Here is a 22820-nt window from a genome sequence, read left to right on the forward strand (position 1 = left end):
CCCCAGCTTCGCCCATGCGTGGCGCCATCTGCCCCGGCCGTCCGATCCGGGGCGAAGCCAGGGAGAGGTCCCATGACCATCGAAACCGGGCCGGATCGTCTCCGGCACGCTGCCAAGACACGGGTGTTCTGATGCGCTTACGATCGTTTGGCAGCACCCCGTCCGAGGTAGCGATCATCGGCCAGGGAAGCTGGTATCTCGACACGGGGGACCGGGCCTCGGCCGTCACGGCCCTGCAGCGGGGCATCGATGCCGGCATGACGCATATCGACACGGCCGAAATGTATGGCGACGCGGAGCTCGTCATCGGCGACGCGATCCGGGGCCGGCGCGACGGGCTGTTCCTGGTTTCGAAGGTCCTTCCACAGAACGCCTCGCGCTCCGGCGTCATCGCCGCCTGCGAACAGTCGCTCAAGCGCCTGGGCGTCGAGCAGCTCGACTGCTACCTCCTCCACTGGCGCGGCCGCTATCCGCTGGAAGCGACGTTCGAAGCCTTCGAGGAACTGGTCCGCGCCGGCAAGATCGCAAGCTGGGGCGTCAGCAATTTCGACGTATCGGATCTCGAAGACGCGCTGGCGGCGTCCGGCCCGGGACGGATCGCCTGCAACCAGGTCCTGTACCATCTGGGCGAACGCGCGATCGAGCACGCCGTCTTGCCCTGGTGCGAAGAGAATGGGGTTGCCGTCGTCGCCTATAGCCCGTTCGGTCATGACAACTTTCCCAGCGAAAGCTCGGCCGGCGGCCGGGTCCTGGCCGAGATCGCCGCGGCCCACAATGCCACCGCCCGACAGATAGCGCTCGCCTGGCTGGCGCAACGGAGCTTCGTCATACCCAAAGCTTCGACCGCGCGGCACGCGGAAGACAACGCACGCGCCGGCGACATCGAGCTCACCCAGGATCAGGCGCGCCGGATCGACCAGGCCTTTCCACGGGGCCGGAAGCCCTCCAGCCTGCCGATGCTCTGACCCTCGCCCTGGTGGCGGAGGTAGCCGTCGTTCGACGGACGTTCGGCCGAGCCTAGTGCCGACCTTCGCCCGGGCCTCTGACATAGCGGTTCATCGCAATGTCTCTCGAGGTTGCGCGGCGATGGATCTCGGCCATGGTCGAATGAAACGCCGCGTTGCGTTGCTCAAGCTTGGCGTGCTCAGCCAGGTGCGCCGGCACAAGCTCGCGGATCTCGGCCAGGATGGCTGCCTCGTCAATCGAGCGCATGCGACCCTGATGAACGACGATCTCGCCGGCCACCATGACCGTCTCGATGGACGAACCATTCTCCGCATAGACCAGCTGCCGCGCCACGTCGTTGAGCGGGGTAAAGCTGAGCGTCGTCAGGTCGAGGATCAGCAGGTCGGCCGCCTTGCCGACTTCGAGCGAACCCGTGACATCTTCCAGCATCGCGCTGCGGGCGCCGCCGAGCGTCGCCATTTTGAGAATCGCGTCTGCCTCGATCCATTGGGTGTAATCCGGGCCGGAGACGCTGTGGATCAGCCCCGCCACGCGCATGACGTCAAAAATGCGGGCGGTGTCGTTGGACGAAACGCCGTCGGTGCCAAGACCGATGGTCACGCCCGCATCCATCAGCTGGCGGATGGGCGCTATCCCCGCGCCAAGCTTCTGATTGGAGATGGCATTATGGGCCACTGAACAGCGGGCGGCGCCCATCCGCTCGATGTCCCGGTCGCTGACCCAGACGGAGTGCGCGATCGTCGTGTTGCGCGAGAGCACGCCCAGCTCGTCCATATAAGCGATCAGGCTTTTGCCATAGAGCTCGTGGCCGGTAACGGCCTGGGTTTTGGTCTCCAGAATATGGGTATGCAGCGGCACGCCCATTTCCACGGCAAGCGCGTGACAGGCCTGGAGCAGGTCCGCCGTGCAGCGCTGCGGCGCAGAGGGCGCCAGCATGAACTGGATGCGCCCGGCCCTGCCATGCAGCGTGGAGAAAGCAGAGCGGCAATAGTCCATATAGGCGTCGGCCGACATGGGCGGCCCGAAATCGAGCTGCGCCTGCAATTCGGGCGGCATGACCTCGCGGGCATAAGGGAGGGCGTCGAGCGTATGGATATTCATTGCCGCGCTCGACACATTGGCCCGGATGCCGGCGTCTTCATAGGCTTTGAAGACGGCTGAAAGCCGGGACAGATCATGCGCCGGCGGGTCGAAGAAGTCGTCGCAAAGGGTTGTGACACCATTGCGCAGCGACTCCATCGCCAGGAGCAGGCTGCGCAGATAGAGCAGCCGCTCGTCGATGACCGGCCCCATCAGCAGCGGATAGGCATAGAGCAGCCATATCTCCAGCGGCATGCCTTCATAGCGCCCGCGGAAGAAGGTCTCGCTGGAATGGGTGTGCGCGTTGACGAGGCCCGGCATGACGAGCCGGTTCGTGCCATCGAGGACGTTCGCATCGGCAGCGGCCGCGAGGCCTGGGCCGATTTCTGCGATCCGCCCATCCTCGATCCGGAGGTCGCCCTGTATCGGGCGGCTTCCGTGCTGCGGGCACATGGTCAGGACAGTCGCGTTTCTGATTATCGTCTGCTTCAAGATGATCGATCCGTCCTGCCGGTTATGCTGTGTGGCTCTTACTGGTCGCGCAACTCGCCGAAGCCGCTGGCAGCCTTCGTGCCACCCCGCAGCTGCGTGCTGAGCCAGATGCCGATCACCGTGGCGATATAGGGAAGTGCGAGCAGGAGATCATGCGGGACACGATCGCCGAAGGCGAGCTGGGCCCGGATGCCGAGCGCGCCGACGATAGCAAAGAACAGGGCCGCCAGGCTGGAGCCGATGGGATGTCCGGCACCGAAGATGACGGCGGCGAACCCCATGAAGCCGCGACCGGCCGTCATGTTCTGCGCGAAGATCTGGAGACTGCCGGCTGCCAGTTCGGCCCCGGCGAGCGCACACAGGACGCCACCGATCATCAGGGCGACCAGGCGCATGGCGGCCGGATTGACGCCGACGCTGCGCGCCGCGAAGGGATGCTCGCCAGCCGCCGCCAGACGGAGGCCGAAGCGGGTCCGCCGCAGGACGACCCACATGGCGAGCACGACAAACGGCATCAGCAAGACCAGGATCGAAAGCGAGCCATAAGCGCCAAACGCCGGGCCAAGGCGCGGCAGGCCGAACGGGGCGCTGACGGCGGCCTGCGTCCCAAAGATCGACTGCACGGCGAGAGCCGTTCCGCCAAGGCCCAATCCCGTCAGCCCCAGACCTGCGATGATCTGGTTGGCCTTGAGCTTCTCGACCACGAACCAGAAGAGCACTGATCCCACAATGCAAACCGCCATGGCAATCAGCAGCGCGAGCCAGATCGATTGCGTCAGCACGATGCCAAGGATGGTGGCGCAGGCGCCGGTGATCATCAGCCCCTCAAGCCCGAGATGCCAGATGCCGGTTCGCTGCGCGATGACCCCAGCAAGGGTGACATAGATTAGCGGCGTGCCGGAACGCAGGATCGCGATTACGAAGTCTTCCATACCCGTCCTCCGAGTTTCGCTATCCGGTCGACGACCTTGGATTTTGCGGTGATGAAAAGGGCGATAGCCGCATTGATGATGTCGATGGCCGAGGAAGGCAGGCCCGCCATGATCGGAAGATAGAGAGCTGCCGAGGCGAGGCCGCCGAAGAACAGAGCGACGAAAGCCGTTCCGACGACGGAGAAATTGGCCACGAGCGCGATCAGGATTGCGGTGAACCCATGCCCCGGCAGGAAGCCACCGGTTATGCGACCATTGGGGCCCATGAACTCGATCGTGCCGGCAAGACCGGCCAAGGCGCCACTTAGGAGGAAGCTCGCAAGTCCGATGCGCCAGGTCCGGGCACCCTGCCACTGCACCATGGTCGGGTTGCGCCCGGCGAGGCCCGAGAGCACGCCGAACGCGGTTCGGTTGACCAGAAACCACATTGCAATGCCAACGATGACCGCGATCGCGATGATGGTCGGCGACAGTCCCAGCGAATTGCTGATCCGGTAGGCGCTTGCCAGGGGTCGGCTCGATGCCTGCTGTCCGGTTCCCGAGGGGTCCTTGAGCGGGCCGGCGGTGACGTAGAGCAAAAACAGCCCGGCGATGAAATTGCCCATCAGGGTGGTGATGACTTCGTCCGCGCCGGATTTCAGCCGGAGCAGGCCCGGCCAGAGTGCCCAGAGCGCACCGCCCGTCATTCCGGCAAGGAAGCAGGCGGGGATGAGGATCGCAGCCGGGGCGCCGTTCAACCATTCAGCCATGAAAGCGGCGGCAATGGCGCCCATGTAGAATTGCCCTTGCGCGCCGATATTGAAGTAGCCTGCGCGAAACGACACGGCGACGCCAACCGCCGTGATGAAGAGCGGCAAGCCCCAACGCAGCGCCTGCTGCAGCGCGCCGGGCCTCAGGAAGGCCCCTTCGGCGATCGAATGGAACATCAGCCCGGTCGAATAGCCGGCCGCCTGAAAGATGACGCCGCAGAGCGCGAGCCCGATCAGAATGAAGATCAGCGCGCGAAAGACGGAAACGAGCCGGTCAATCATCGATGGACTCCTGTCATGGCAGCCCCGACCGCCGCGAGATCGTAGGGCGGCCGGAATTCGGCGACGATGCGCCCGGAAAGCATGACGATCACACGGTCGGAAATATCGAAGATCTCATCGAGATCCGACGAGATGAACATCAGGCCGCAGCCGCGCGCCCGTGCCTTGCGCATGGCATCCCAGACGAAGGAGGTCGCTCCGATGTCGAGGCCGCGGGTCGGTTGCGCCGCGAGAATAAGGCGCGCGTCCGGGTCCATTTCGCGAGACAGGATCACCTTCTGCGCGTTGCCGCCGGACAGCGAGCCTGCGCGCTGCCCCACTTCCGAATAGCGCACGTCCCATTCCTTGAGGGCCGCGTCGCATTGCTTCCGGATGGCTGCCGGGCTGATCGTCGACAGCAGGGACGTCTGCAGGAGACCGCGTGCGGCCCAGTTTTCCCAAAGCGAACTGGTCAGGCTCAGCCCTTCGACATTGCGCTCGAAAGGAATGATGCGCAGGCCCGCCGCTCGCCTTGTCGCAAGCGGGGCACGGGTCAGATCCGTGTCGTCGATGGCAAGGGTGCCGTCGACCACCTCGGCCATCGCGGCGATGGCGCGAACCAGCGTCCGCTGCCCATTGCCCTCCACACCCGCCACACCGATGATTTCACCGGGGCGGATGTCGAGATCGATGCGATCGAGCGCCGGACCTTCCGGGTCAGGCCGGGTGGAAACCTGGCTCATGCGCAGGATCGGGGCACGTTCCTGAACGGCTGCATCCTCCTGCGCATGCGTGACGATCGCCGCGCCGGTCAGCGCGGCCTTGTCGTCCGCGTTGAGGTTCTTGGCGGCTGCGGAGCCGATGATCAGCTCGGCCAGCCTGCTGGCATCGATCCCTTCGCAGGGGAGCGGCCCATCCACAAGCTTGCCGCCCCGGAGAACCGTGACCGTATCGGCGATCGCCAGAACTTCCCGGATCTTGTGCAGGATGAGAATGACGGTGACGCCGCGCGCCTTCAGGCGTCGCACGCGCTCGAAAAGCTTGTCCGCGCCTTCCGGCGACAGCACGGCGGTGGGTTCATCCAGGATGAGGAGCTTGGCGTCGGAGACGAGGGCGCGCGCGATCTCCACGCCCTGCTGGGTTTCCACCGGCAGATCGCGGATCCGCTGCCGGGCTTTGACTTTCACATCCAGCGCGTCGAGATGCGGTTGCCAGCGCTTTTCCAGGCTACCCTTCGAGAAGAGCCCTCCCCCTTCCGCGCCGAATTGCATGGCCTCGGCGACGGTGAAGGAAGGGGGGAGCGCAAAGCTCTGATGCACGAGTTCGACGCCCGCCCGGCGGGCGTCCTTGACGTTGCCGCCCAGCAAGGGGCGACCGTCGATTTTGAGCTCGCCGGATGCCGGTCGAACGAGGCCAGCCAGAACCCTGGCAAAGGTCGTCTTGCCAGCGCCATTCTGGCCGACGACCGCGTGGATCTTGCCACGCTCGAAGACGGCTCCGACTTCGGAGAGCGCCACGATGGAACCGTAGCGAACGGTCACATCGCGGCATTCAAATATGGAGGGGCTGGCCTCGTTCATAACAGCGGAATCCAGTCGGAGTCAGAGCGTTGTGTTGAACGGAACCTTCAGGGATCCATCGAGAATCGCTGCGCGCGCCGCAGCGATTTCCGGCAGGACTTCCTTCGCCTTGGCGACCAGATCGGCCGGCCCCTGTTCCGCGAACAGCGGCGAGGGGATGAAGTCGATCACACCGGTGCCGAGGCCCGTATGCTCATGCGTGCCGCCGGCGAAATTGTTGCCGACCGCCTTGGCGACTTCGTTGTAGAGCGAGTTGCCGAAGTCGAGGCCGACGATCGAAATCACGTTCTTCGGGCCCTGCGGGAACTGGGCGGGATCGAGCACGCTGACCATGCGCCCCTCGCCTTCCTTGGCTGCGGCAATGATGCCGAAATCGGTCGCCGCTGCGTCCGTCTGGATGAAATCGATGCCGCCTGAATACATCTGCGTCGCGATTTCCTGGCCCTTGGCTGGATCCTGGAAGGAGCCTGCGAAGGCCACGGATACCGATGCATCCGGGCGGACCGACAAGGCGCCTGCCTTGAAGGCATTGAAGTCGGCGTTGATCGGGGGAATGGACACGCCGCCGATGAAGCCAAGCTTGCCGGACTTGCTCAGGCGCGCGGCGAAGATGCCGGACAGATAACAGCCGAGATAATAGTCGTAGGAAACGGTCACGACATTCGGGATCGCCGGCTCGAATGGATCGGCGAAGAGCTGGATCCACTTGGTATTGGGATACTCAGGCGCCAGCGCCTTGAAGGGCTCCGCGACTTCGTTGAACGTCGAGACGATCACGGACGCGCCGGCATCGCCCAAGGTACGGAAGATGGTTTCGTAGGTCGCCGGGTCCTGCGCATAGACGGCGCGGGACTGGAAGCCCTGCTCGTCGGCAAGCTGCTTGAGTTTGGCGATCATCGAGTCCACGGCGCTGGCGTCGCCCGCCGCCTGCGTATGCACGAGCGCGACCAGGCCGCCAGCGGCATAGGACGCGGCCGTGAGCAGGCCGTTGGTCATGCCGAAGGCTGCCAAGCCTGCCGTCGTCTTCAGAAAGGTCCTGCGGCCCATGGAGTGGCGCAGCAGATTGATTTCACTGGAATCTTTGTTCGTCATGTTCCCATTTCCTGGCTCTGGAAGTTCGGTATGCGATTTTTTGTTGGAGCGGTTCGTGCGCCGCCCTTCTGCTTTGCGGGTGCCTGTGGGCACCCGCATGCCTTATGCGCCGGGCGAAAACGGTGCCGGGTTCATGATCATCACATCCTGCGTCTGGATGGCGTCGAGCGCCCAGACGCCCGCGATGAATGCCTGCCATTCGGGGTCGGCATACATGGCGGCGCGCCGCGCTTCGCGGTCGGCGAGACTGTCGTAGCGCCACATCAGGACCGTGGTGTGCAAATGCCCGATCTCGCTGACGAAGAGGCCGAGAAACGTGTTGAGGTGCCGCTTCTGGATGGGCAGACCCTCCGCTTCATACTTCTTGAGCCAGCCGTCGACCGTGCCGGGCTTGAAGGTATAGGTGCGGTGTTCGACGATCACTGGTGGGCCTCCTTGAGAATGAATTCAGCGGCGCGCTCCCCGATCATGATCGCCGGAGCATTGGTGTTACCGCTGGAGATGATGGGCATGATGGAAGCGTCTGCCACGCGCAGGCCTTCCACGCCGTGAACTTTCAGCTGCGCATCGACGACGGCCATCGGATCGGTGCCCATCTTGCAGGTGCCGACGGGATGGAACGTTGTCATGGCATTGGCGCGCAGCCATTGGGTCAGTTCGGCATCCGTCTCGACAGCCGGGCCGGGAGCGAGTTCCTTGCCGCGATACTTGTCGAACGCCTTCTGCTGGATCACCTCCCGCGTCATGCGGATGGCGTTGATCATCGTGCGGATGTCGAACTCGGTCTGCAGGTAGTTGGCGTTGATACGCGGGCGATCCATCGGATCGGCCGAGCGCAAACGGATCTCGCCACGGCTTTCCGGATTGACCGGCCCCACCCGCAAGGAGAAGCCATGATTGGCCTCGACGCGTTCTTTCTTGAATGGGTTCGGGAAGTGGAGGTTGGCGGTCTTTTCCAGCGCCGGCATGAAATGAAGCTGGATGTCCGGCGCCGCGAGATCGCCGCGCGACTTGACGAAGGCGCCGGCCTCATAGGGGAAGGTCGTGGTGATGCCTTCGCCGAACAGCATGCCCTGGATGACGGACCAGGTCAGCTTGTCGGCGCGCAGATCGGAATAGAGCGTCACCGGCTCGCGGCACTCATAGGCCATGACGCAATCGACATGGTCCTGAAGGTTCTTGCCGACACCCGGCAGGTCCTTCACGACCTTGATGTTATGCTCGGCCAGTTCCTCGGCCGGTCCGATGCCCGACAGCATGAGGATCTGCGGCGAGTTGACGACACCGGCGGAAAGAATGACCTCCCGATCCGCGTGCACCCTGGTGATATTGCCCTTCCGGCTGAACTCGACGCCGATGGCGCGGCCATTTTCGATCAGGATGCGCTGGGTGTGGGCGCGGGTGATGATCGTCAGGTTCGGGCGCTTCTTGGCCGGACGCAGGAAGGCATAGGCTGCCGAACAGCGCTTGCCCTTGGTGATGGTGAAGTCGTAGCGGCCGAAACCTTCCTGGTCTTCGCCGTTGAAATCGTCGTTCAGCGGATAGCCGGCCTGCCCACCGGCCTCGTTGAAGACGTCGAGCAGCCCGTTCCAGCCGCGGGCGCGGCAGACGGTCAGTTCGCCTTCGGTGTTGTGATACGCATCCTTGCGCTGCACATGGGTTTCGGAGCGCAGGAAGGCCGGAAGCACCTCGTTATACGACCATCCCTTCGCGCCCATTTGCGCCCAGCGATCATAGTCGTGACGGTTGCCGCGCACATAGATCATGCCGTTGATGGTCGAGGTGCCGCCCAGCACCTTTCCCCGCGGCCAGTACAGCGAGCGATCGTTGAGATGCGGTTCGGGCTCGGTGTGATAGTGCCAGTTGTAGATGCCGGAATGAAACAGCTTCCCCATCAGCATGGGCAGCCGAAACAGAGGATTGAGATCCCGCCCGCCAGCTTCCAGCAACAGCACCTTGTTGGCCGGATCCGCCGAAAGTCGGTTGGCAAGAACACAGCCCGCCGAACCGGCACCGATGATGATGTAATCGAATGTCTTCGTTGCGGCCATGTTACCAAGCGATGGGTCGAGCACCCATCTCCTCCAGAAAGTCGTTGCAGAGAACCAGCGGATTGGGGCGGCGGAGCACGTCGTCGGCGCGCGCCGGATGGTCGCGAAGGATGCAGCGCACATGGCCGCCAGCGGTTTCGTCGATGCCCGCTAGCGCCAGCGCCTGCGCGGCCGCGTCGCCAAACCCCAAAAACACCAGCGGCTTTTGACGCGCGGCGAGGACGCGCAGGGTTTCGACGATCAAGGGCCGCCAGAGAACGATGTGACCCTGCGATTGATGGGCGTCGATATCGACCTTGAAGCGCGTCAGCGTCAGCGACGCATTGAGCAGCAAGGCGCCTTCGGAAACCCAGCGATCGGCAATATCGGACGGAGCTTCGAGCGGGACCATCCCGCTCTCTATGGCCGCCAGCGTCTTCGGCCAGTCGCCGAAATCCCGCGCATAGGACGGATCCCCCGTGCGCGCGGCCACGATCAACTGCGTGTAGGCCCGAATGCTCTTGGAGAACATCTTGTCGAGTTCGTTCCAACCCGCGAGGTTTCCCGCCTCGAAGGCCCGTCCGGTCGCAAAGCCCGGCTCCGGATAGGGATCCTGGCCGAGCACGACACACGTCACGTCGTCCGGAGAAATCCCGTCGAACGCGCGCAGGCAATGGGTGCCGGCCGGCATTCCCGGGAAGTGCTTTCCACGGCGGACGGGGAAGATCGGCTCCCAGACTTCAAGCTCCAGTTCGGGCGCCATTCCCTCGAAATCGAGCGCGACATGTCCGAGCAAAGCACGCCATGGCGCATCCAGATCGACGCGCCAATCCGCCAGAAACTCCTGCATCGCAGCCCGTAACGGCATTGCCATTCGCACCCTCCCCAAGGCGGCGGTCGCAGGTCGCTTTCAGGAACCTGACCGTTTTGTCAGCTTTTTATGAAAAGAAGTTGACCATATTGTCAACTTCTTTTTTATTGGTGCTTCGATTCCAAAGGTCCCCTACGGTTGCAGGGTTGGACCGGGGATGGTTATGCGCGAAGGTCCGGGCGCTCGATCCGGAAAAAGATGTTTAGCGACAACGGGATACCCAATGGCTGAGCCCAGCAGATCGATTGAAGTGGAGGCTGCGGTCCCGGAGGCTTCGGACGAGCCGATCCGAGCGCGAAACGTGCTGAAGATCCTCACGGCCGCGGTGGAGATTTTCTCCCGCAAGGGCCTCGATGGCGCGAGGATCGTGGAAATCGCGAAGGCTTCCGGCCTGCCAAAGGGCAATGTCTATTATTATTTCTCGTCCAAGGAAGAGATCTACAATGCGGCGATCGACCAGCTGATCCATAGCTGGGACGATGCATTCCGACACATCTCGGCGGATCGCGATCCGGCGGAGGCGATCGAAGCCTATGTTCGCGCCAAGCTGGATCACGCCTGGCAAAATGCGGCCGAGACGCGCCTATTTGCCAATGAGATCCTGCAAGGCGCGGAGCATCTATCCCTGGACGCACGCGAACATATGCGGCGGGTCACGGCGGAAAAGGCGGGGGTGATCGATGCGTGGGCCGCGGCCGGCAAGATCGTGCCGGTCGATGCGCGGCATCTGTTCATCCTGCTGTGGTCAGCGACGCAATTCTATGTCGAGTTCGAGGCCCTGGCCTGCGATGCGCTGGATGTCAGCGAACTCTCGGAAGCCGACCGTGCGAAAGCCGCCAAGACGATCACCGAGACCATCCTACGCGGCCTCCTGGCCAACCGCCCCGAAGCTTAGGGCACAAGAGAGCCGAAACGAGCGGACTTTCCGAGCAGCTTTTCGAACTGGACCGGGTCCATCGGCGCAGCGAACAGATAGCCCTGCCCCACCGAACAGCCCAAGGCCTGCATCAGCAGACGCTCTTCCTCCGTCTCGATTCCTTCCGCGACGATGCGAATATCCAGCGCTGCGCCGAGCTTGACGACACTTTCGACGATGATGCGCTTCGCCACGCTGCGGGCCGCATCCTGCACGAAGCTGCGATCGATCTTGATCTCGCTGAGGGAAAGGCGTTCCAGGTACTGAAGATTGGAATATCCCGTGCCGAAGTCGTCGATCGAGATCGCGACACCGAGGCGCCGCAAGTCGCCAAACACCCGGTGGATTTCGTCCGGTTCGGTGATCATCAGGTCTTCGGTCAGTTCCAGGGTGAGCCATTCGGCCCGGCAGCCCGTCTCCTCGAGGACCTGTGCGACAAAGGCCGCCATGTCGCGCCGCATGAATTCGACGACCGATGCATTGAAGGCGAAGCGGAGCGGCGTGCGACGCCCTCGATTGACCTGCGCCGCATGCGCCGCGACCGTGCGCAGGCCCCAGGCCCCGATATCCAGTATCGCGCCGGTTTCCTCGGCAATACCAATGAACCGGGCGGGCGGCTGGAGGCCGAACGCGCCATGGTTCCAGCGCACCAACGCTTCCGCCCCAACGAGGTCGCCGGACTCGAGATCGACCTGAGGCTGGTAGTGAAACAGAAGCTCCTGGTTGGCAATCGCGGTCTGCAATTCGTTCGCGAGCCGGATTCGGTTGCGCGCCTTCCGCTCATCCGCGGCTGCGAAGGCGTGCGGCGCGTGGCTCGGCGCCGCCTTCGATCGCTGCAAGGCCGCGCCGGCCTGCCGGATCAGTTGCAGGGGATCGACCGGAGTGGCACCGGTCGCGAAGCCGGCGCCAAACTGCACCGCCAGCGACGCGCCGGGCAGCACGAAAGGCGGCTTCATCAGGTGGAGCACGTCGCCCACCAGGCCTGCGGCGGAACCCTCATCGTCCAGTTCGAAGGCGAGCGCAAAGCTGTTGGTGCCGACACGAGCGAGCGCCGCCGCCGGCAACGTCGACAGGCGCGCGGCAGCCGAACGGAGCAGCGCGTCGCCGACATCGTAGCCGAAGCCATGGTTGACGTCGTGAAACCCGAGAATGTCGAGCTTGAGAAGCAAGACGTTGCCGCCCGCGGCATCCATCGCCGCCAGCCGGTCGAGAAGGCCGTAGCGGTCAAGCAGGCCCGTCAGACGATCGATGCCCGCCGCATGGGTCACATCGCGTATCAGGCCAATGAAATAGGCCAACTCTCCCGCGTCGTCGTGCAACGGCACGAGGCGCAGGGCGTTGCGAAACATCGTCCCGTCGCGCCGATAATTGCGCAGCGTCACCGAACAGCTCCGTCCTTTCCTCAACGCGGCGCGGATCTCGGCGATTTCGGGCTGCAACCGGTCGCTGCCCTGAAGATAGCGGCAATTCTTGCCGATCGCCTCGTCTGCGGCATAGCCGGTGATCGCTTCGAAGGCGGGGTTCACCTGGACGATCGGCTGCCCTCGCTGACGCATGTCGGCGACCAGCACACCGTCGCTGATATGCTCGAGCGCCAGCAAGGAGGCAGCTATGGGAACCGGCGGTTCGCTCGGCTGCGGAGCCAGTGCATCCGCTTGCCTGGGTACGAAGGTGTTGTCTGCCGCCGCGCCGTCGAATCCGTCCGGATCGCGTTTCATCGCGCAACCGCGCCGCGCGCTGCCGCAGCGTCAGCGCATTCCCCATTTTTCGCCGCGCTACGCGCGGCGGCGTCAACCTGCATCTGATGGCCTCCGCCCGCGACGATGGAGCCCCGGCGGCGACACTGCAACGGCAGCGAGGAGACGTTTCAGGACAAATCAACAGCACTTTCGTCTTCGGTGTCGCTTTCGGGCTCCGTGGTCTGGAAGCGCCGGCGATACTGGAGCGGTGTGACGCCGATCCTGCGCAGAAATGCGCGTCGGAGCGTGGTCGGCGATCCGAAGCCCGAGGCATGCGCGATTGCCTTGAGCGGCGAGGCACTGTCTTCCAGCAGGCGTCGCGCAACGTCGAGCCGGGTCAATTCGACATAGGCGACCGGGTTCATGCCGAGTTCGGCACGGAACAGCCGGGAAAGGTGGCGCGGACTGACACCGGCGATGTCTGCCAGCGGCGCGAGCCCCAGATTCGCGCGCGGGTTTTCCAGGATGTGCAGCCTGATCCGATCGATCGGACTGGCAGCCGCGGTTTGCGCCGCCAGGGCGGCGCTGAACTGGGACTGGCCACCGGGTCGCTTCAGGAAAACGACCAGCCGACGTGCGACCCAAAGAGCGAGGGCGCGTCCGTGATCCTCCTCGATCAGCGAAAAGGCAAGGTCAATTGCCGCACTCACTCCCGCGGAGCTGAACACCGGCCCGTCCCGCACAAAGATGCTATCCGGCTCCACCCGGATATCGGGATAGTCCGCGGCAAGGCGCGCGGCATATTCCCAATGCGTTGTCGCGCGGCGGCCCGCCAGCAGTCCGGTCTGCGCCAGAAGGAAGGCCCCCGTGCAGGTCGAGCCATAGCGCCGCGCCTGTAGCGCCTGCTCGCGAATCCACTGCGTGACCTCCTCGCTGGGGGAAGCGGGCACGCCATAGGGGCCGGTGACGATGAAGGTGTCGCAGGGTTGGTGGGCGTCGCGGATGCCTGCGTCGGGGAGGAATTTCATGCCCGAGGCACTCGCCTCTGGCAGCCCCCGTTCGGTCACCAGCCGGACACGATAGTAAGGCTCCGCCCCGATCTTGCAGTTCGCCTCGAAAAGCGCATCGCGCAAGCCCGCCAGCTCAAGCAGGTGAACGTTACCGGGAGCGAAGATGGTTATGAGCAAGGCCGCAACTCCGCTCGGCGGCACGCTGCGCCCCGACGGGAGAGAAGGTACGGCGCTTTCGACGGATCACCTAGGACGATCTTCCTGTGCCTAGCGGCTGGCGCGCGAGGCCGTCCAACGCGAGATTCATCATGCGGTGGGCTTGCGCTTCCGCGTCGGCGCCAGAGGAAACTCATGAGGAGCAGCACATCTGCCGCCGCCTCGATGTCCCGGAACGGATGCGACAGCGATCTCAGTAGAGGTTTTTCTTGTAGTCCTTGGCCATCTCGCGCTCCACGAGGCCGGGCACGGACATGATAGCGCCCGCCAGTTTCGCGCCAAGCCCCTTCCCCAGCTTCAGGTGGCCTGCCGCGATCTTGCCGGCATTGAGGCCGACGGGCGCGGCTGGCGCCGGCCAGGGCGAAGCGCGCACCAGCGCCCGGCTCTCCTGCTGATCGACGAGGATCTTGTCGACCACCGTCACCAAATCCGGCACCTTTTCGTCGACCGCGAAGCGTTCCCGCTCGGCGAGATCGTCCGTGATCCGCGCCTCGCCTTTGACGACCGCGACCCAGTGCGCGCCGGGAACCAACAGGGCAAGCGCTACGTTCGGCTGATCGATGATGTTTCGGAAGCTGTCGATCCTTCGGTTTCCGGGACGATCGGCGAAACGGAGTGTTTCGCCCTCTATACGCACCATCAAGCCGGCCGGATCGCCTTTGGGACTCAGGTCGGCCCGGGATTGCGGGTCGCAGGTCGCCAGCCCCATGAAGCGGCAATGCGCGGCGAGATCCTCGGCTGAAGAAAACGCGGCCTCCGCAGGCGAAGCCGACCAGAAGTCCGAGCGGATCAGCGCCTTGCCGCAATGGATGTAGCATTCCTCGACGGCGACATGGACTTCGTTGCCATCGTTCGACGCCACGCGCCCGTTGACGCGCATCACCTCGTTGAGCGACGGCACCAGAAAGACCGATCCGAACCCGGCGCCAGGCGAGAAGCGCTCCGGCCCGTCCAGCGCATGGGAAGGCAGGCAGAGCGTGGCCCTTTCTCCCCGAGCCCAGCCCGGGCTGCCGCCGCCCAGCACGATATCGAGACTCTCCCCTTCCGCGATCGACGCGATCATGAGTGTGGACGCGCCGAGCCACGCCATCGCCCCCGCATCGAGATGATCAATGGTTTTCGCCAGCACCATCCCCGGCGGGCTTCCGAATTGCTCCTGCAACTGCTTGCGGGTCGTCAGGCCGGCCATGCTTGGAAACCTTCCTGCGACCGTTTCAAATACGGCACGGGTTGGGTCGGATCAAAGGCGAGCGCGATCGCTTCGAATGCTTCGCCTCGACCACAATTCGGACGGGCAGCAGCGCGATTCCCGAGATACGCCAGCATGTTATGCGTTCTCGCCAATCAGGTGGCCGGCTTCGTTCAGCACGGCAAACGCCCATTCGCAGGCGAGTTGAACCGGATCGTCCTGGCTGGAAGCGTCATACCGCCCGTAGGGACCAACCCGCTCTGCGCCTGCAGCGCGAAGATGCTTATCGATGATTTCGCTACCGCGCGCGTAATGGTCATAGCTGCGGTCGCCAAGGCCGAACATCGCGTACCGAAGGCCGCGTAGATCCGGCGGATCGCGATCGAGCGCTGCGGCGAACGGGACGGCACCGCAGGGGAGTTCGCCCTCCCCATGCGTCGAGCAGATGACGAGATGTAAATCGCCCGACGATAGCTCCATCGGGTCCGCTTCGCTCATATCGCGTGTAGCGACCCAAAAGCGGTTGCCGATTGCCTCTGCGACTTCATCGGCAAGGAGTTCGGCATTGCCGCTCTCCGTACCGAAAAGGATGATGATCTTCATTTGGACGTTCCCCTGGCAGGCGCGACGGCCAAGTTGGCGTCCTGGCCAACCGCGTAGAGTGTCTCGATATCGGAGATCTTCAGCCGGACGCGCTGCTCGACAGCCTGAGCGCGTTCGTACGCGTCGATCCGGCGCCAACCGGCGAAGTTGGTCGTGCGTCCCGCCGGCAAGGCCGCGCGTCCCGGGCGACCAGGCTGGATCAGCCCGGAACGCAGATCCCTGGCGATTTCCAGGGCCAGTTGTTTCGACAAGGTTCTCTGCGCCGGGATCGTCCCTTGCGGCCCCGTCCTCAACCAGCCCGTCCGATACACGCGCGGCGGAACCGTCTCGACAGGCCGAGGCTCGAAGCCGATCGCGGTCAACACCGTATCGACGGAAAGATCCTTGCGCAGGCCCGTGTGGCTGCGGATGCGAATTCCTTCGACCCTGTCTCGCCCGAGGACCTGTTCGACGACACAGGCGAAATGGAGGTTGATGCCGAGGTCCGTTGGCTCGGACCGGGCAGCGACAAGCTCGTGCAGCGCATCCGCTTCTGGCGATCGCCGAGACCCAATCGATCCGGTCAGCACCCGAAGGCGAGGCCGTTGCAAGCTGCCGAGTTCCCGCAGCATCACGGCGTCCCAGCGCGCCTTGGCTGCGTCGGAACGGGAGATCAGATGAATCTCCATGACGGGGCGTGGAAGGATTTGGTGCAAGAGCGCGTCGTCCATGTCGGACCCGTCCCATTCGACTGACGTCTTGGACAGAAGCCGCAGCAGATCGGCGGCCACGTTGCCCGATCCGACGATGGCGACGCGCGGCAGAACCACCGGCAGTTCCGCCCCGGCTTCCGGATGGGAGTTCAAGGCGCGGGTCAGGCGACCAGCGCCGATCACGCCCTCGAGCGTTTCGCCTTCCACGCCAAGCCGGCGATCGTCGGGTGCGCCAGTCGCGAGAACAACGACATCGAAGATCGACTGGAGCCGATTGAGATCCACATCGCGTCCATATTCCAACCCTCCAACGAACTCGACATTGGGTCGGGAAAAAAGCCGCTCGAATTGATGCTGCACGGCCTTGGTGCCCTGATGATCGGCGGCGACCCCATAACGCAGCAACCCGAAGGGAACGGGCAGGCGGTCAAGAATGGTTATCTCCGCGTCCAGGAAGTCCTTGCTCAGGGCCTGCGCGGCGAAGCAGCCGGCCGGGCCGGCGCCGACGATGGCGATAGAGAGCGGGCTCACGACGCGTGGGCCTTGTGCTGCTCGCGCGTCTTACCCGTGCCGACCGGCCTCAACCTTCCCAACGGCATGGCGACGTCACCCTGCTGATTTTGTCGTCGAGGGCGGGATGCCCTCAATGCTCGTTGGAACATATGGACAGCGCCTCTTGGCGTCATTACGAAGGTTGGACAATCCATTTCGACTTATCGCCAGAATGACGGTGTCGATCATGCCTTTCTTGAGCAGCCCTTCGCGGAATCCGGATTGGACCGAACCAGACGATGTTCCGCGTCGGTTGGTCACCTATGGTATCGCCTCCGAGGCGTTCGGCGACTTCGAGTTGGCCCCGCATTCCCACGCCAAGAGCCAGCTCATCCTGGTCCAAAGCGGCGCATTGAGTTGCGAGACGGAGAGCGGTTTGTGGATCGTTCCGCCCCGCAGCGCGATTTGGATTCCAGGCGGCACGATCCACACCGTCAAGGTGACCGGTGCGTTGGAAGGCTACGGCGCGTTCGTCGCGCCTGAAGCGGATGCGCCGCTGCCGACGGTCTGCTGTACGGTTGCCGTCACACCGCTGTTGCGTGAACTCCTGATCCGCGCCGCCCATCTGCCGCTGCTCTACGAGGAAGGCGGCGCCGGATCTCGGCTCGTCGCCGTGCTTCTCGACGAACTGGCCGAAGCCCAGGTCGAAGACCTGCACCTGCCGATGCCGGCCAATCCCCGCCTTCGGCGGGCTATCGACCGCATGATGGCAATGCCGGCCGAGCGCGGCACGCTGGAGACATGGGCGGATCGCGCCGGGATGAGCACCAGGACTTTCGAGCGGCAGTTCCGTCGCGAGGTGGATATGAGTTTCGGGCGATGGCGCCAGCAGTTGGCCGTGGTCCTTGCAGTCCGATGGCTTGCCGGCGGCGCCTCGATCCAACAGGTCTCATCGGACCTTGGCTATCAGAACGTGCCCACATTCGTGACCATGTTTCGTAAGGCGCTCGGAATCTCCCCCGGCCGCTACATGGCGGAACGCTACCCCGAGAAAGATGCCATGCGCGCCCGCCAGATAGGCACAGGACTTGGCTGAACTGCCAGCCAGTTCCCATGGGGGAATGGCCCGCCTCGCAGACAATCACAGTCATGGTTCGCCGCAACATGGCCGGGTCCCCCCGCTGCGCGAGGACGGACAACCTATATCGCGATCCCGCCATCCACGGCCCTGCCCTCCTAAGGCTCGGCCCGGCGTCTCGAACTGCACCGGAACCAGACTGGGGTCGGATGTCTGTCAGCGGGCTGGCACGCCCGATGGAGCTCTCTGGATCGTCCGTCCGAGGTCAGATGTGGGCGCGGCTCTCGCGGCGGGTCCAGACGACAAGTGCGACGCCCGTGATCAGGAGGGCTGCCCGCACGATCTGACGCTGCGAATCCGTCCAGCCGAGCAGCGCTGCGCCGCTGAGAAGCGACGCCAGCAGCAACACGCTGACGAGGGTACCCGTGACGTTGGGCTTGCCCATCTTGAGCGCCATGCCGCCCAGAAGCACGGCCGTCAGCCCGTCTATGAAATAGGACGCGCCGATATAGGGCTGGCCGGAGGATAGATCGGCGGCGAGAAGAACGCCGGCGACCGCGGACAGAACGCCGGAGAGCCCATAGAGAAGAAACAGCAGGCGACCGGCCGGAACACCCGCCTCGACCACCGCGTTGCGGTTCTGCTCCATCGCATAGATGTAATGGCCGAAGGTCGTGCGGTCCTGAAGCACCAGGGCGATCCCGTAGAGAGCGATGACGAGGATTGCCAGCACCGGCACGATGCCGACATTGGCATTCAGGACAAGGCCCACGAAGCCGACCGAGTTGAACGGAATCGACGTTCCCTTGCCGATCGCTGCGGCGATCGAGCCAGCGAGCCCACCGGTAGCGATGGTGATCACCAAAGCCGGAAGCCGCATGACCGCTACCAGCAAGCCGTTCAGGCAACCGAAGACGAGACCGAAGAACACCGCCACCGCCGATGCAAGTGGCCAACCGGCTCCCATCTGGATTAGCCCCGCGACGATCATCGTGCCGAGCGCCGCCACCGACATGAACGAGACGTCGATCTCGCCGGCGGCGATGATCCAGGTGAGGCCCAGGAACATGATCGCCGAGATCGAGGCCGTTCGCAGGATGTCGTTGATGTTGGCGGCGCTGGCAAAGCTCGGACGCATCCAGGAAAAGGCCGCGACCAGCGCGATCAGCAGGAAGAACAGACCGTAGCGAACCAGGAAGCGACGCGCATCAAATCCGCCTCGCGACGACCGGGACGCGGTCGAGGACAGAACGGCGCTCATGACCGCACCTCAAGCAAGGATGTGGATGTCGGGGCTTTCCGCGAGCGGCTCGTGCGCACGCGCTTCAGAGCCGCGCTCAGCTTGGGATCAAAGGCAGCGATGGCCACGATCAACACGGTCGAAACGATCGCGTCTGAGTAGAAGTACGGCACAGCCATCAAGGTGAAGCCGTTCAGCATCGCCGACATCAGCAGCGTGCCGGCTATGGTAGCCGGCACCGAGGCTGCGCCAAAGAGCGCAGCGCCCAGATAGACGGCGGCATAGGCCGGCATCAGCAACTGGCTGCCGGCGGTGACATTGGCCGCCCCCGACGAAGCGACCAGCAGCGTGATGGCAAGGCAGGACAGCGCGCCGCAGATCGCAAAGGCGGCCAGCACATAAGCCTTCACCCGGATACCGGAATAGACGGCTGAAACCCGGTTCTCGCCCGTCGCGTAAAAGGCGCGGCCGAAGCGCGAACCATGCAGCACCAGCGCCGCGATGGCGGCCGTCAGCGCCAGGATCGCCACTGGCGCGTCGAGGCCGAAATACTTGGCATCGTTCAGGTCGAGAATTCCCGACATGAAGAAGTTTTTCGAGATCGAGGCGCCATTCGAATAGAAATAGGACAGGCCGACCGCGACGCCGCCGGTGGCGATGGTGGCGACGATGTCGGGCAGGCGCAGATATGCGACCGCGATTCCGTTCACGAGGCCGCAGAAAAGACCGACCGCGACCGCTCCGCCAATGCCGAGGCCGACGCCGAACTTGCTGGCGATCAGCCATCCCAGTGTCATGGCTCCGAGCGAGGCGACGCCAGGAAAGGACAAGTCGAACTGGCGCACGACGATCACGAAGGTCAGCCCGAGCGCAGCTAGTCCCTGCACCGCCATATGGCGCAGCAAAGCGTGGATGTTGTTGCCGGAGAGATAGGCCGGCGTCAGGCTCTGAAAGACCGCCGCCACCACGGCCAGCAGGACGACGAAGGCGAGGATGCGAAGGAAGATCGGATTTTTTGCGAGCGTTTTCATGCAGCGCGCGCTCCCATAATACCGGCGGAGAGGAGTTGATCGCGACTGACATTCCAGCCGCCGGCGTCGACGGGGCGGCCCTTGTAGAGCGCCATCGCGCGGTCAGCGAGGCCATGCACCTCGTCGCAATCGGACGACATGACGATGACGCCGGCCCGGCGCGAAAGCTCGCGCATGAGCGCATAGAGCTTGGCCCGCGCGCCGATGTCGACGCCGACCGTCGGCTCGACAAAGATGTAGATGTCAGAAGCGCGGAACAGACCCTTGGCGATGACGATCTTCTGCTGGTTGCCGCCGGAAAAGGCGCTGACCGGCCGGTCGAGCTCGAAGGGCTGCAGGTCCACATCGCGCGCCAGCGCTTCCGTATCACGGCGGTTGCGGCCGAATTTCAGCAGACCACCCAGACGAGAGGCGCGGCCGAGATGGGCGACGGTCGTGTTGAAAACCACGTCCTGCGTCATCGCCAGCCCCTCGGTGCGGCGGTCGCCCGGCACCAGGAAGATGCCGGCCTTCAAGGCCTCATGGGGACCGCGAAAGCGAACCGCCCTGCCCTTGACCCGCATCGTCCCTTCATCAGGACGGATCGCACCGAAGAGAGTCTTGGAGAGCTCATCGACGCCCGAGCCGACGAGACCAAAGATGCCGAGGATCTCGCCGCGCCGCAGCTCGAAATCGACGCCGGTGAACAGTCCGCTGCGACCGAGTCCACGGGCCTCCAGAAGCACCTCGCCCTCCGCTTTGCCATCGCGCTCCGGGAACAGGTCGCCGGCCTTTTCGTCCAGCAGCAGTTCAGGAATCGAGACGCCGCGTTTGGTCGCTTCCTGCGAGGTGAAGGTCGCAACGTTGCGCCCGCCTCGAAAAACAGTGAAGCGGTCGGCGATCTCGAAAACCTCCTCCAGCCGATGGGTGATGTAGATGATGGCGATGCCGGCGGTGCGCAGGGAGCGCATCAGTTGAAATAGCGACGCCTTCTCGCGCTCGGTCAGCGTCGAGGTCGGTTCGTCGAGAATGAGGATGCGGGCCTTCTCGTTGCGCAGCGCGTGCAGGATCGCGACGATTTCGCGATCCACCGCCGGCATCTCGCCGATGCGCGCTTCAAGGTCGATCTCGATCGGGAAGCGCTGGAGCAGATCCCGCGCCTTAGCGCGCATGGTAGTGCGATCGATGCGGGCGAAAAGACCGGGCTTGCGACCCTCATGCCCGAGAAAAATGTTCTCGACACCGGTGCAGTCGGGGACCAGCTCCGGATGCTGCTGGACGGTAGCGACGCCCGCTTCGATCGCGGCGCGCGGCGATCCGATGTCGACCTGCTGGCCATCGATCTCGATCGTGCCTTCGTCATGCGTGTAAACGCCCGACAGGATCTTGATCAGAGTCGATTTGCCGGCTCCGTTGACGCCGAGAAGCGCGTGGATCTCCCCGGCCTCCAGTTCGAAATCCACTCCGTTCAGTGCCTTCACCGGCCCGAAGCGTTTATGGATGCCCAGCATCCTCAAAACTCTCGCCATATATCGCCCTCTTCGAGAATAGGGGCGCGGCGACTGCCAGCCGCCGCGCCGATAGATCAGAGAGCGCGCTGCCAGCCGAGCTTGGCGGCTTCGCCGGGCTGGTCGTAGTTGTCCGGGATCTCGATGTCGGCGAGGCTCTCCTGCGTGACGGCGTAGGACGGCGTAATGACGAAGCGCGGCGCCTTGCGTCCGGCGATGACCTCATGGGCGTAGAACGCGTTCATGAAGGCCATCTCGTAGAAGCTCTGCGCCATGGTCAGCGCGAATGGCGAGCCCGCCTGGATGTATTCGAACGACTGCTGGCCGCCGTCGATGCCCGTGATGAAGGTGTCGCGGCCAGCCGCCTTGATAGCGAGCGTGCCCTCCGAGGCCGCGCCGTCCCAGGCACACCAGATCGCGTCCAGTTCCGCGTTGGCAGTCAGGATGTTGTCAACGACCTGGCGTGGCGTCGTCGTACCGCCGAGGGCGAAGGCGATCTCATAGACGACCTGGATGTCCGGGTAGCGGACGAAGACAGATTTGGCACCCAGCGTGCGCTGGTCCCACGATTCATTCGACGGCAGACTGACGAGGGCGACCTTGCCCTTGCCCTTCAGTCGATCGACGATGTACTGCGCGCCATAAGCACCGAGACCGAAATTGTTCGACATCGCCGTCGAAGTGACCGTGGTGTTCGGCACATAGCTGTCGCCGCAGAAGATCGGCACGCCGGAAGCAACCGCAGCCTGCACGGCCGGAGCAATCGCGGCCGCGTCGGCCGGGGTGATGAAGATCGCAGCCGGCTTCGACGCCACGAAGGCAGCAATCTGGTCGGCCTGCTTCTTCACGTCGTAATTGGCGTCGGCGATGGTCAGCGTCCCGCCAAGGCGGCTGATCGCGTCCTGATATCCGCTGACGATATGGCGGCCGGATTCCCAGACGGTCCAGCCGAGCGAGGCGCAGAACTGCGCATCCTGCGCATAGGCACGGCCTGGACGAGCCAGCGCCGCGGCGACGGTCAGGGCGGCGGCTCCGCTCAGGAAGCCGCGGCGGGACAGGCGCAGGCGGGCGGCTTGCGGGCTGCTGTCTTCTTCGAATGTCGTCATGGTCTCTTCCTCCCAGATTGAGATCGAA

At 64.1% G+C, this 22820-nt stretch carries 20 protein-coding genes; 3 read left to right on the forward strand and 17 right to left on the reverse strand.

Going from position 1 to position 22820, the window contains the following annotated elements; genetic code table 11:
• Window positions 1-131 precede the first annotated feature (131 nt).
• Complete coding sequence (locus ACHMWQ_RS17155; protein WP_396308393.1) at window positions 132-965, forward strand: aldo/keto reductase; 834 nt, start codon at window positions 132-134, stop codon at window positions 963-965.
• Window positions 966-1017: 52 nt separating this feature from the next.
• On the opposite strand, the gene ACHMWQ_RS17160 is transcribed toward ACHMWQ_RS17155, so the two are convergent.
• The 8 genes from ACHMWQ_RS17160 to ACHMWQ_RS17195 form a co-directional block, all read right to left on the reverse strand.
• On the reverse strand, window positions 1018-2538 hold the full coding sequence (locus ACHMWQ_RS17160) for an amidohydrolase family protein (RefSeq protein WP_396308394.1): 1521 nt from the start codon (window positions 2536-2538) through the stop codon (window positions 1018-1020).
• 38 nt (window positions 2539-2576) lie between these two features.
• Window positions 2577-3470, reverse strand: coding sequence for an ABC transporter permease (locus ACHMWQ_RS17165; RefSeq protein ID WP_396308395.1), 894 nt, complete (start codon window positions 3468-3470; stop codon window positions 2577-2579).
• Entirely contained in the window at window positions 3455-4501 is a 1047-nt protein-coding gene (locus ACHMWQ_RS17170) for an ABC transporter permease (protein ID WP_396308396.1), read from the reverse strand. The genes ACHMWQ_RS17165 and ACHMWQ_RS17170 overlap by 16 nt, the downstream gene beginning before the upstream one ends.
• Complete coding sequence (locus tag ACHMWQ_RS17175; protein WP_396308397.1) at window positions 4498-6060, reverse strand: ABC transporter ATP-binding protein; 1563 nt, start codon at window positions 6058-6060, stop codon at window positions 4498-4500. The genes ACHMWQ_RS17170 and ACHMWQ_RS17175 overlap by 4 nt, the downstream gene beginning before the upstream one ends.
• Window positions 6061-6081: 21 nt before the next feature.
• On the reverse strand, window positions 6082-7107 hold the full coding sequence (locus tag ACHMWQ_RS17180) for a BMP family ABC transporter substrate-binding protein (protein ID WP_396309469.1): 1026 nt from the start codon (window positions 7105-7107) through the stop codon (window positions 6082-6084).
• 147 nt (window positions 7108-7254) lie between these two features.
• Window positions 7255-7575 (reverse strand): NIPSNAP family protein, encoded by a 321-nt coding sequence (locus ACHMWQ_RS17185; RefSeq protein ID WP_266332747.1) that lies wholly within the window; start codon window positions 7573-7575, stop codon window positions 7255-7257.
• A complete protein-coding gene (locus tag ACHMWQ_RS17190; protein ID WP_396308398.1) occupies window positions 7572-9203 on the reverse strand; it encodes a GMC family oxidoreductase in 1632 nt (543 codons plus the stop codon). The genes ACHMWQ_RS17185 and ACHMWQ_RS17190 overlap by 4 nt, the downstream gene beginning before the upstream one ends.
• Window position 9204: 1 nt before the next feature.
• Window positions 9205-10056, reverse strand: coding sequence for a uracil-DNA glycosylase (locus ACHMWQ_RS17195; RefSeq protein WP_396308399.1), 852 nt, complete (start codon window positions 10054-10056; stop codon window positions 9205-9207).
• Window positions 10057-10354: 298 nt separating this feature from the next.
• Between ACHMWQ_RS17195 and ACHMWQ_RS17200 the strand changes: the two genes are divergently transcribed.
• Window positions 10355-10948, forward strand: coding sequence for a TetR/AcrR family transcriptional regulator (locus ACHMWQ_RS17200; protein ID WP_396308400.1), 594 nt, complete (start codon window positions 10355-10357; stop codon window positions 10946-10948).
• Here ACHMWQ_RS17200 and ACHMWQ_RS17205 read toward each other — a convergent pair.
• The 5 genes from ACHMWQ_RS17205 to ACHMWQ_RS17225 all read right to left on the reverse strand — a co-directional run bounded on the left by ACHMWQ_RS17205 (window position 10945) and on the right by ACHMWQ_RS17225 (window position 16889).
• On the reverse strand, window positions 10945-12687 hold the full coding sequence (locus ACHMWQ_RS17205) for a putative bifunctional diguanylate cyclase/phosphodiesterase (protein WP_396308401.1): 1743 nt from the start codon (window positions 12685-12687) through the stop codon (window positions 10945-10947). The genes ACHMWQ_RS17200 and ACHMWQ_RS17205 overlap by 4 nt on opposite strands.
• Before the next feature lie 149 nt (window positions 12688-12836).
• Window positions 12837-13835 carry a GlxA family transcriptional regulator gene (locus ACHMWQ_RS17210; RefSeq protein WP_396308402.1) on the reverse strand — a complete coding sequence of 333 codons (999 nt, stop codon included), beginning with the start codon at window positions 13833-13835 and terminating at the stop codon, window positions 12837-12839.
• A gap of 232 nt (window positions 13836-14067) precedes the next feature.
• Window positions 14068-15063, reverse strand: a complete 996-nt coding sequence (locus tag ACHMWQ_RS17215; RefSeq protein ID WP_396308403.1) for a pyridoxamine 5'-phosphate oxidase family protein — start codon at window positions 15061-15063, stop codon at window positions 14068-14070.
• Window positions 15064-15201: 138 nt separating this feature from the next.
• Complete coding sequence (locus tag ACHMWQ_RS17220) at window positions 15202-15666, reverse strand: flavodoxin domain-containing protein (protein ID WP_396308404.1); 465 nt, start codon at window positions 15664-15666, stop codon at window positions 15202-15204.
• Window positions 15663-16889 (reverse strand): FAD-dependent oxidoreductase, encoded by a 1227-nt coding sequence (locus tag ACHMWQ_RS17225; RefSeq protein WP_396308405.1) that lies wholly within the window; start codon window positions 16887-16889, stop codon window positions 15663-15665. The genes ACHMWQ_RS17220 and ACHMWQ_RS17225 overlap by 4 nt, the downstream gene beginning before the upstream one ends.
• A gap of 193 nt (window positions 16890-17082) precedes the next feature.
• On the opposite strand from ACHMWQ_RS17225, the gene ACHMWQ_RS17230 reads away from it, so the two are divergent.
• Window positions 17083-17946, forward strand: a complete 864-nt coding sequence (locus ACHMWQ_RS17230; protein WP_396308406.1) for an AraC family transcriptional regulator — start codon at window positions 17083-17085, stop codon at window positions 17944-17946.
• Window positions 17947-18193: 247 nt separating this feature from the next.
• Here the strand turns inward: ACHMWQ_RS17230 and ACHMWQ_RS17235 are convergent, their stop codons facing one another.
• The 4 genes from ACHMWQ_RS17235 to ACHMWQ_RS17250 form a co-directional block, all read right to left on the reverse strand.
• Complete coding sequence (locus ACHMWQ_RS17235) at window positions 18194-19189, reverse strand: ABC transporter permease (protein WP_396308407.1); 996 nt, start codon at window positions 19187-19189, stop codon at window positions 18194-18196.
• The gene (locus tag ACHMWQ_RS17240; RefSeq protein ID WP_396308408.1) at window positions 19186-20199 is read right to left on the reverse strand and encodes an ABC transporter permease; all 1014 of its coding nucleotides are present in this window, start codon (window positions 20197-20199) and stop codon (window positions 19186-19188) included. The genes ACHMWQ_RS17235 and ACHMWQ_RS17240 overlap by 4 nt, the downstream gene beginning before the upstream one ends.
• Window positions 20196-21689, reverse strand: a complete 1494-nt coding sequence (locus ACHMWQ_RS17245; RefSeq protein WP_396308409.1) for a sugar ABC transporter ATP-binding protein — start codon at window positions 21687-21689, stop codon at window positions 20196-20198. Before ACHMWQ_RS17245 ends, ACHMWQ_RS17240 begins: the two co-directional genes overlap by 4 nt.
• 74 nt (window positions 21690-21763) lie before the next feature.
• Complete coding sequence (locus tag ACHMWQ_RS17250; protein ID WP_396308410.1) at window positions 21764-22792, reverse strand: sugar ABC transporter substrate-binding protein; 1029 nt, start codon at window positions 22790-22792, stop codon at window positions 21764-21766.
• Window positions 22793-22820: the final 28 nt, after the last annotated feature.

This window comes from Kaistia sp. UC242_56 (assembly GCF_044452255.1).
GTDB classification, from domain to species: domain Bacteria; phylum Pseudomonadota; class Alphaproteobacteria; order Rhizobiales; family Kaistiaceae; genus Kaistia; species Kaistia defluvii_A.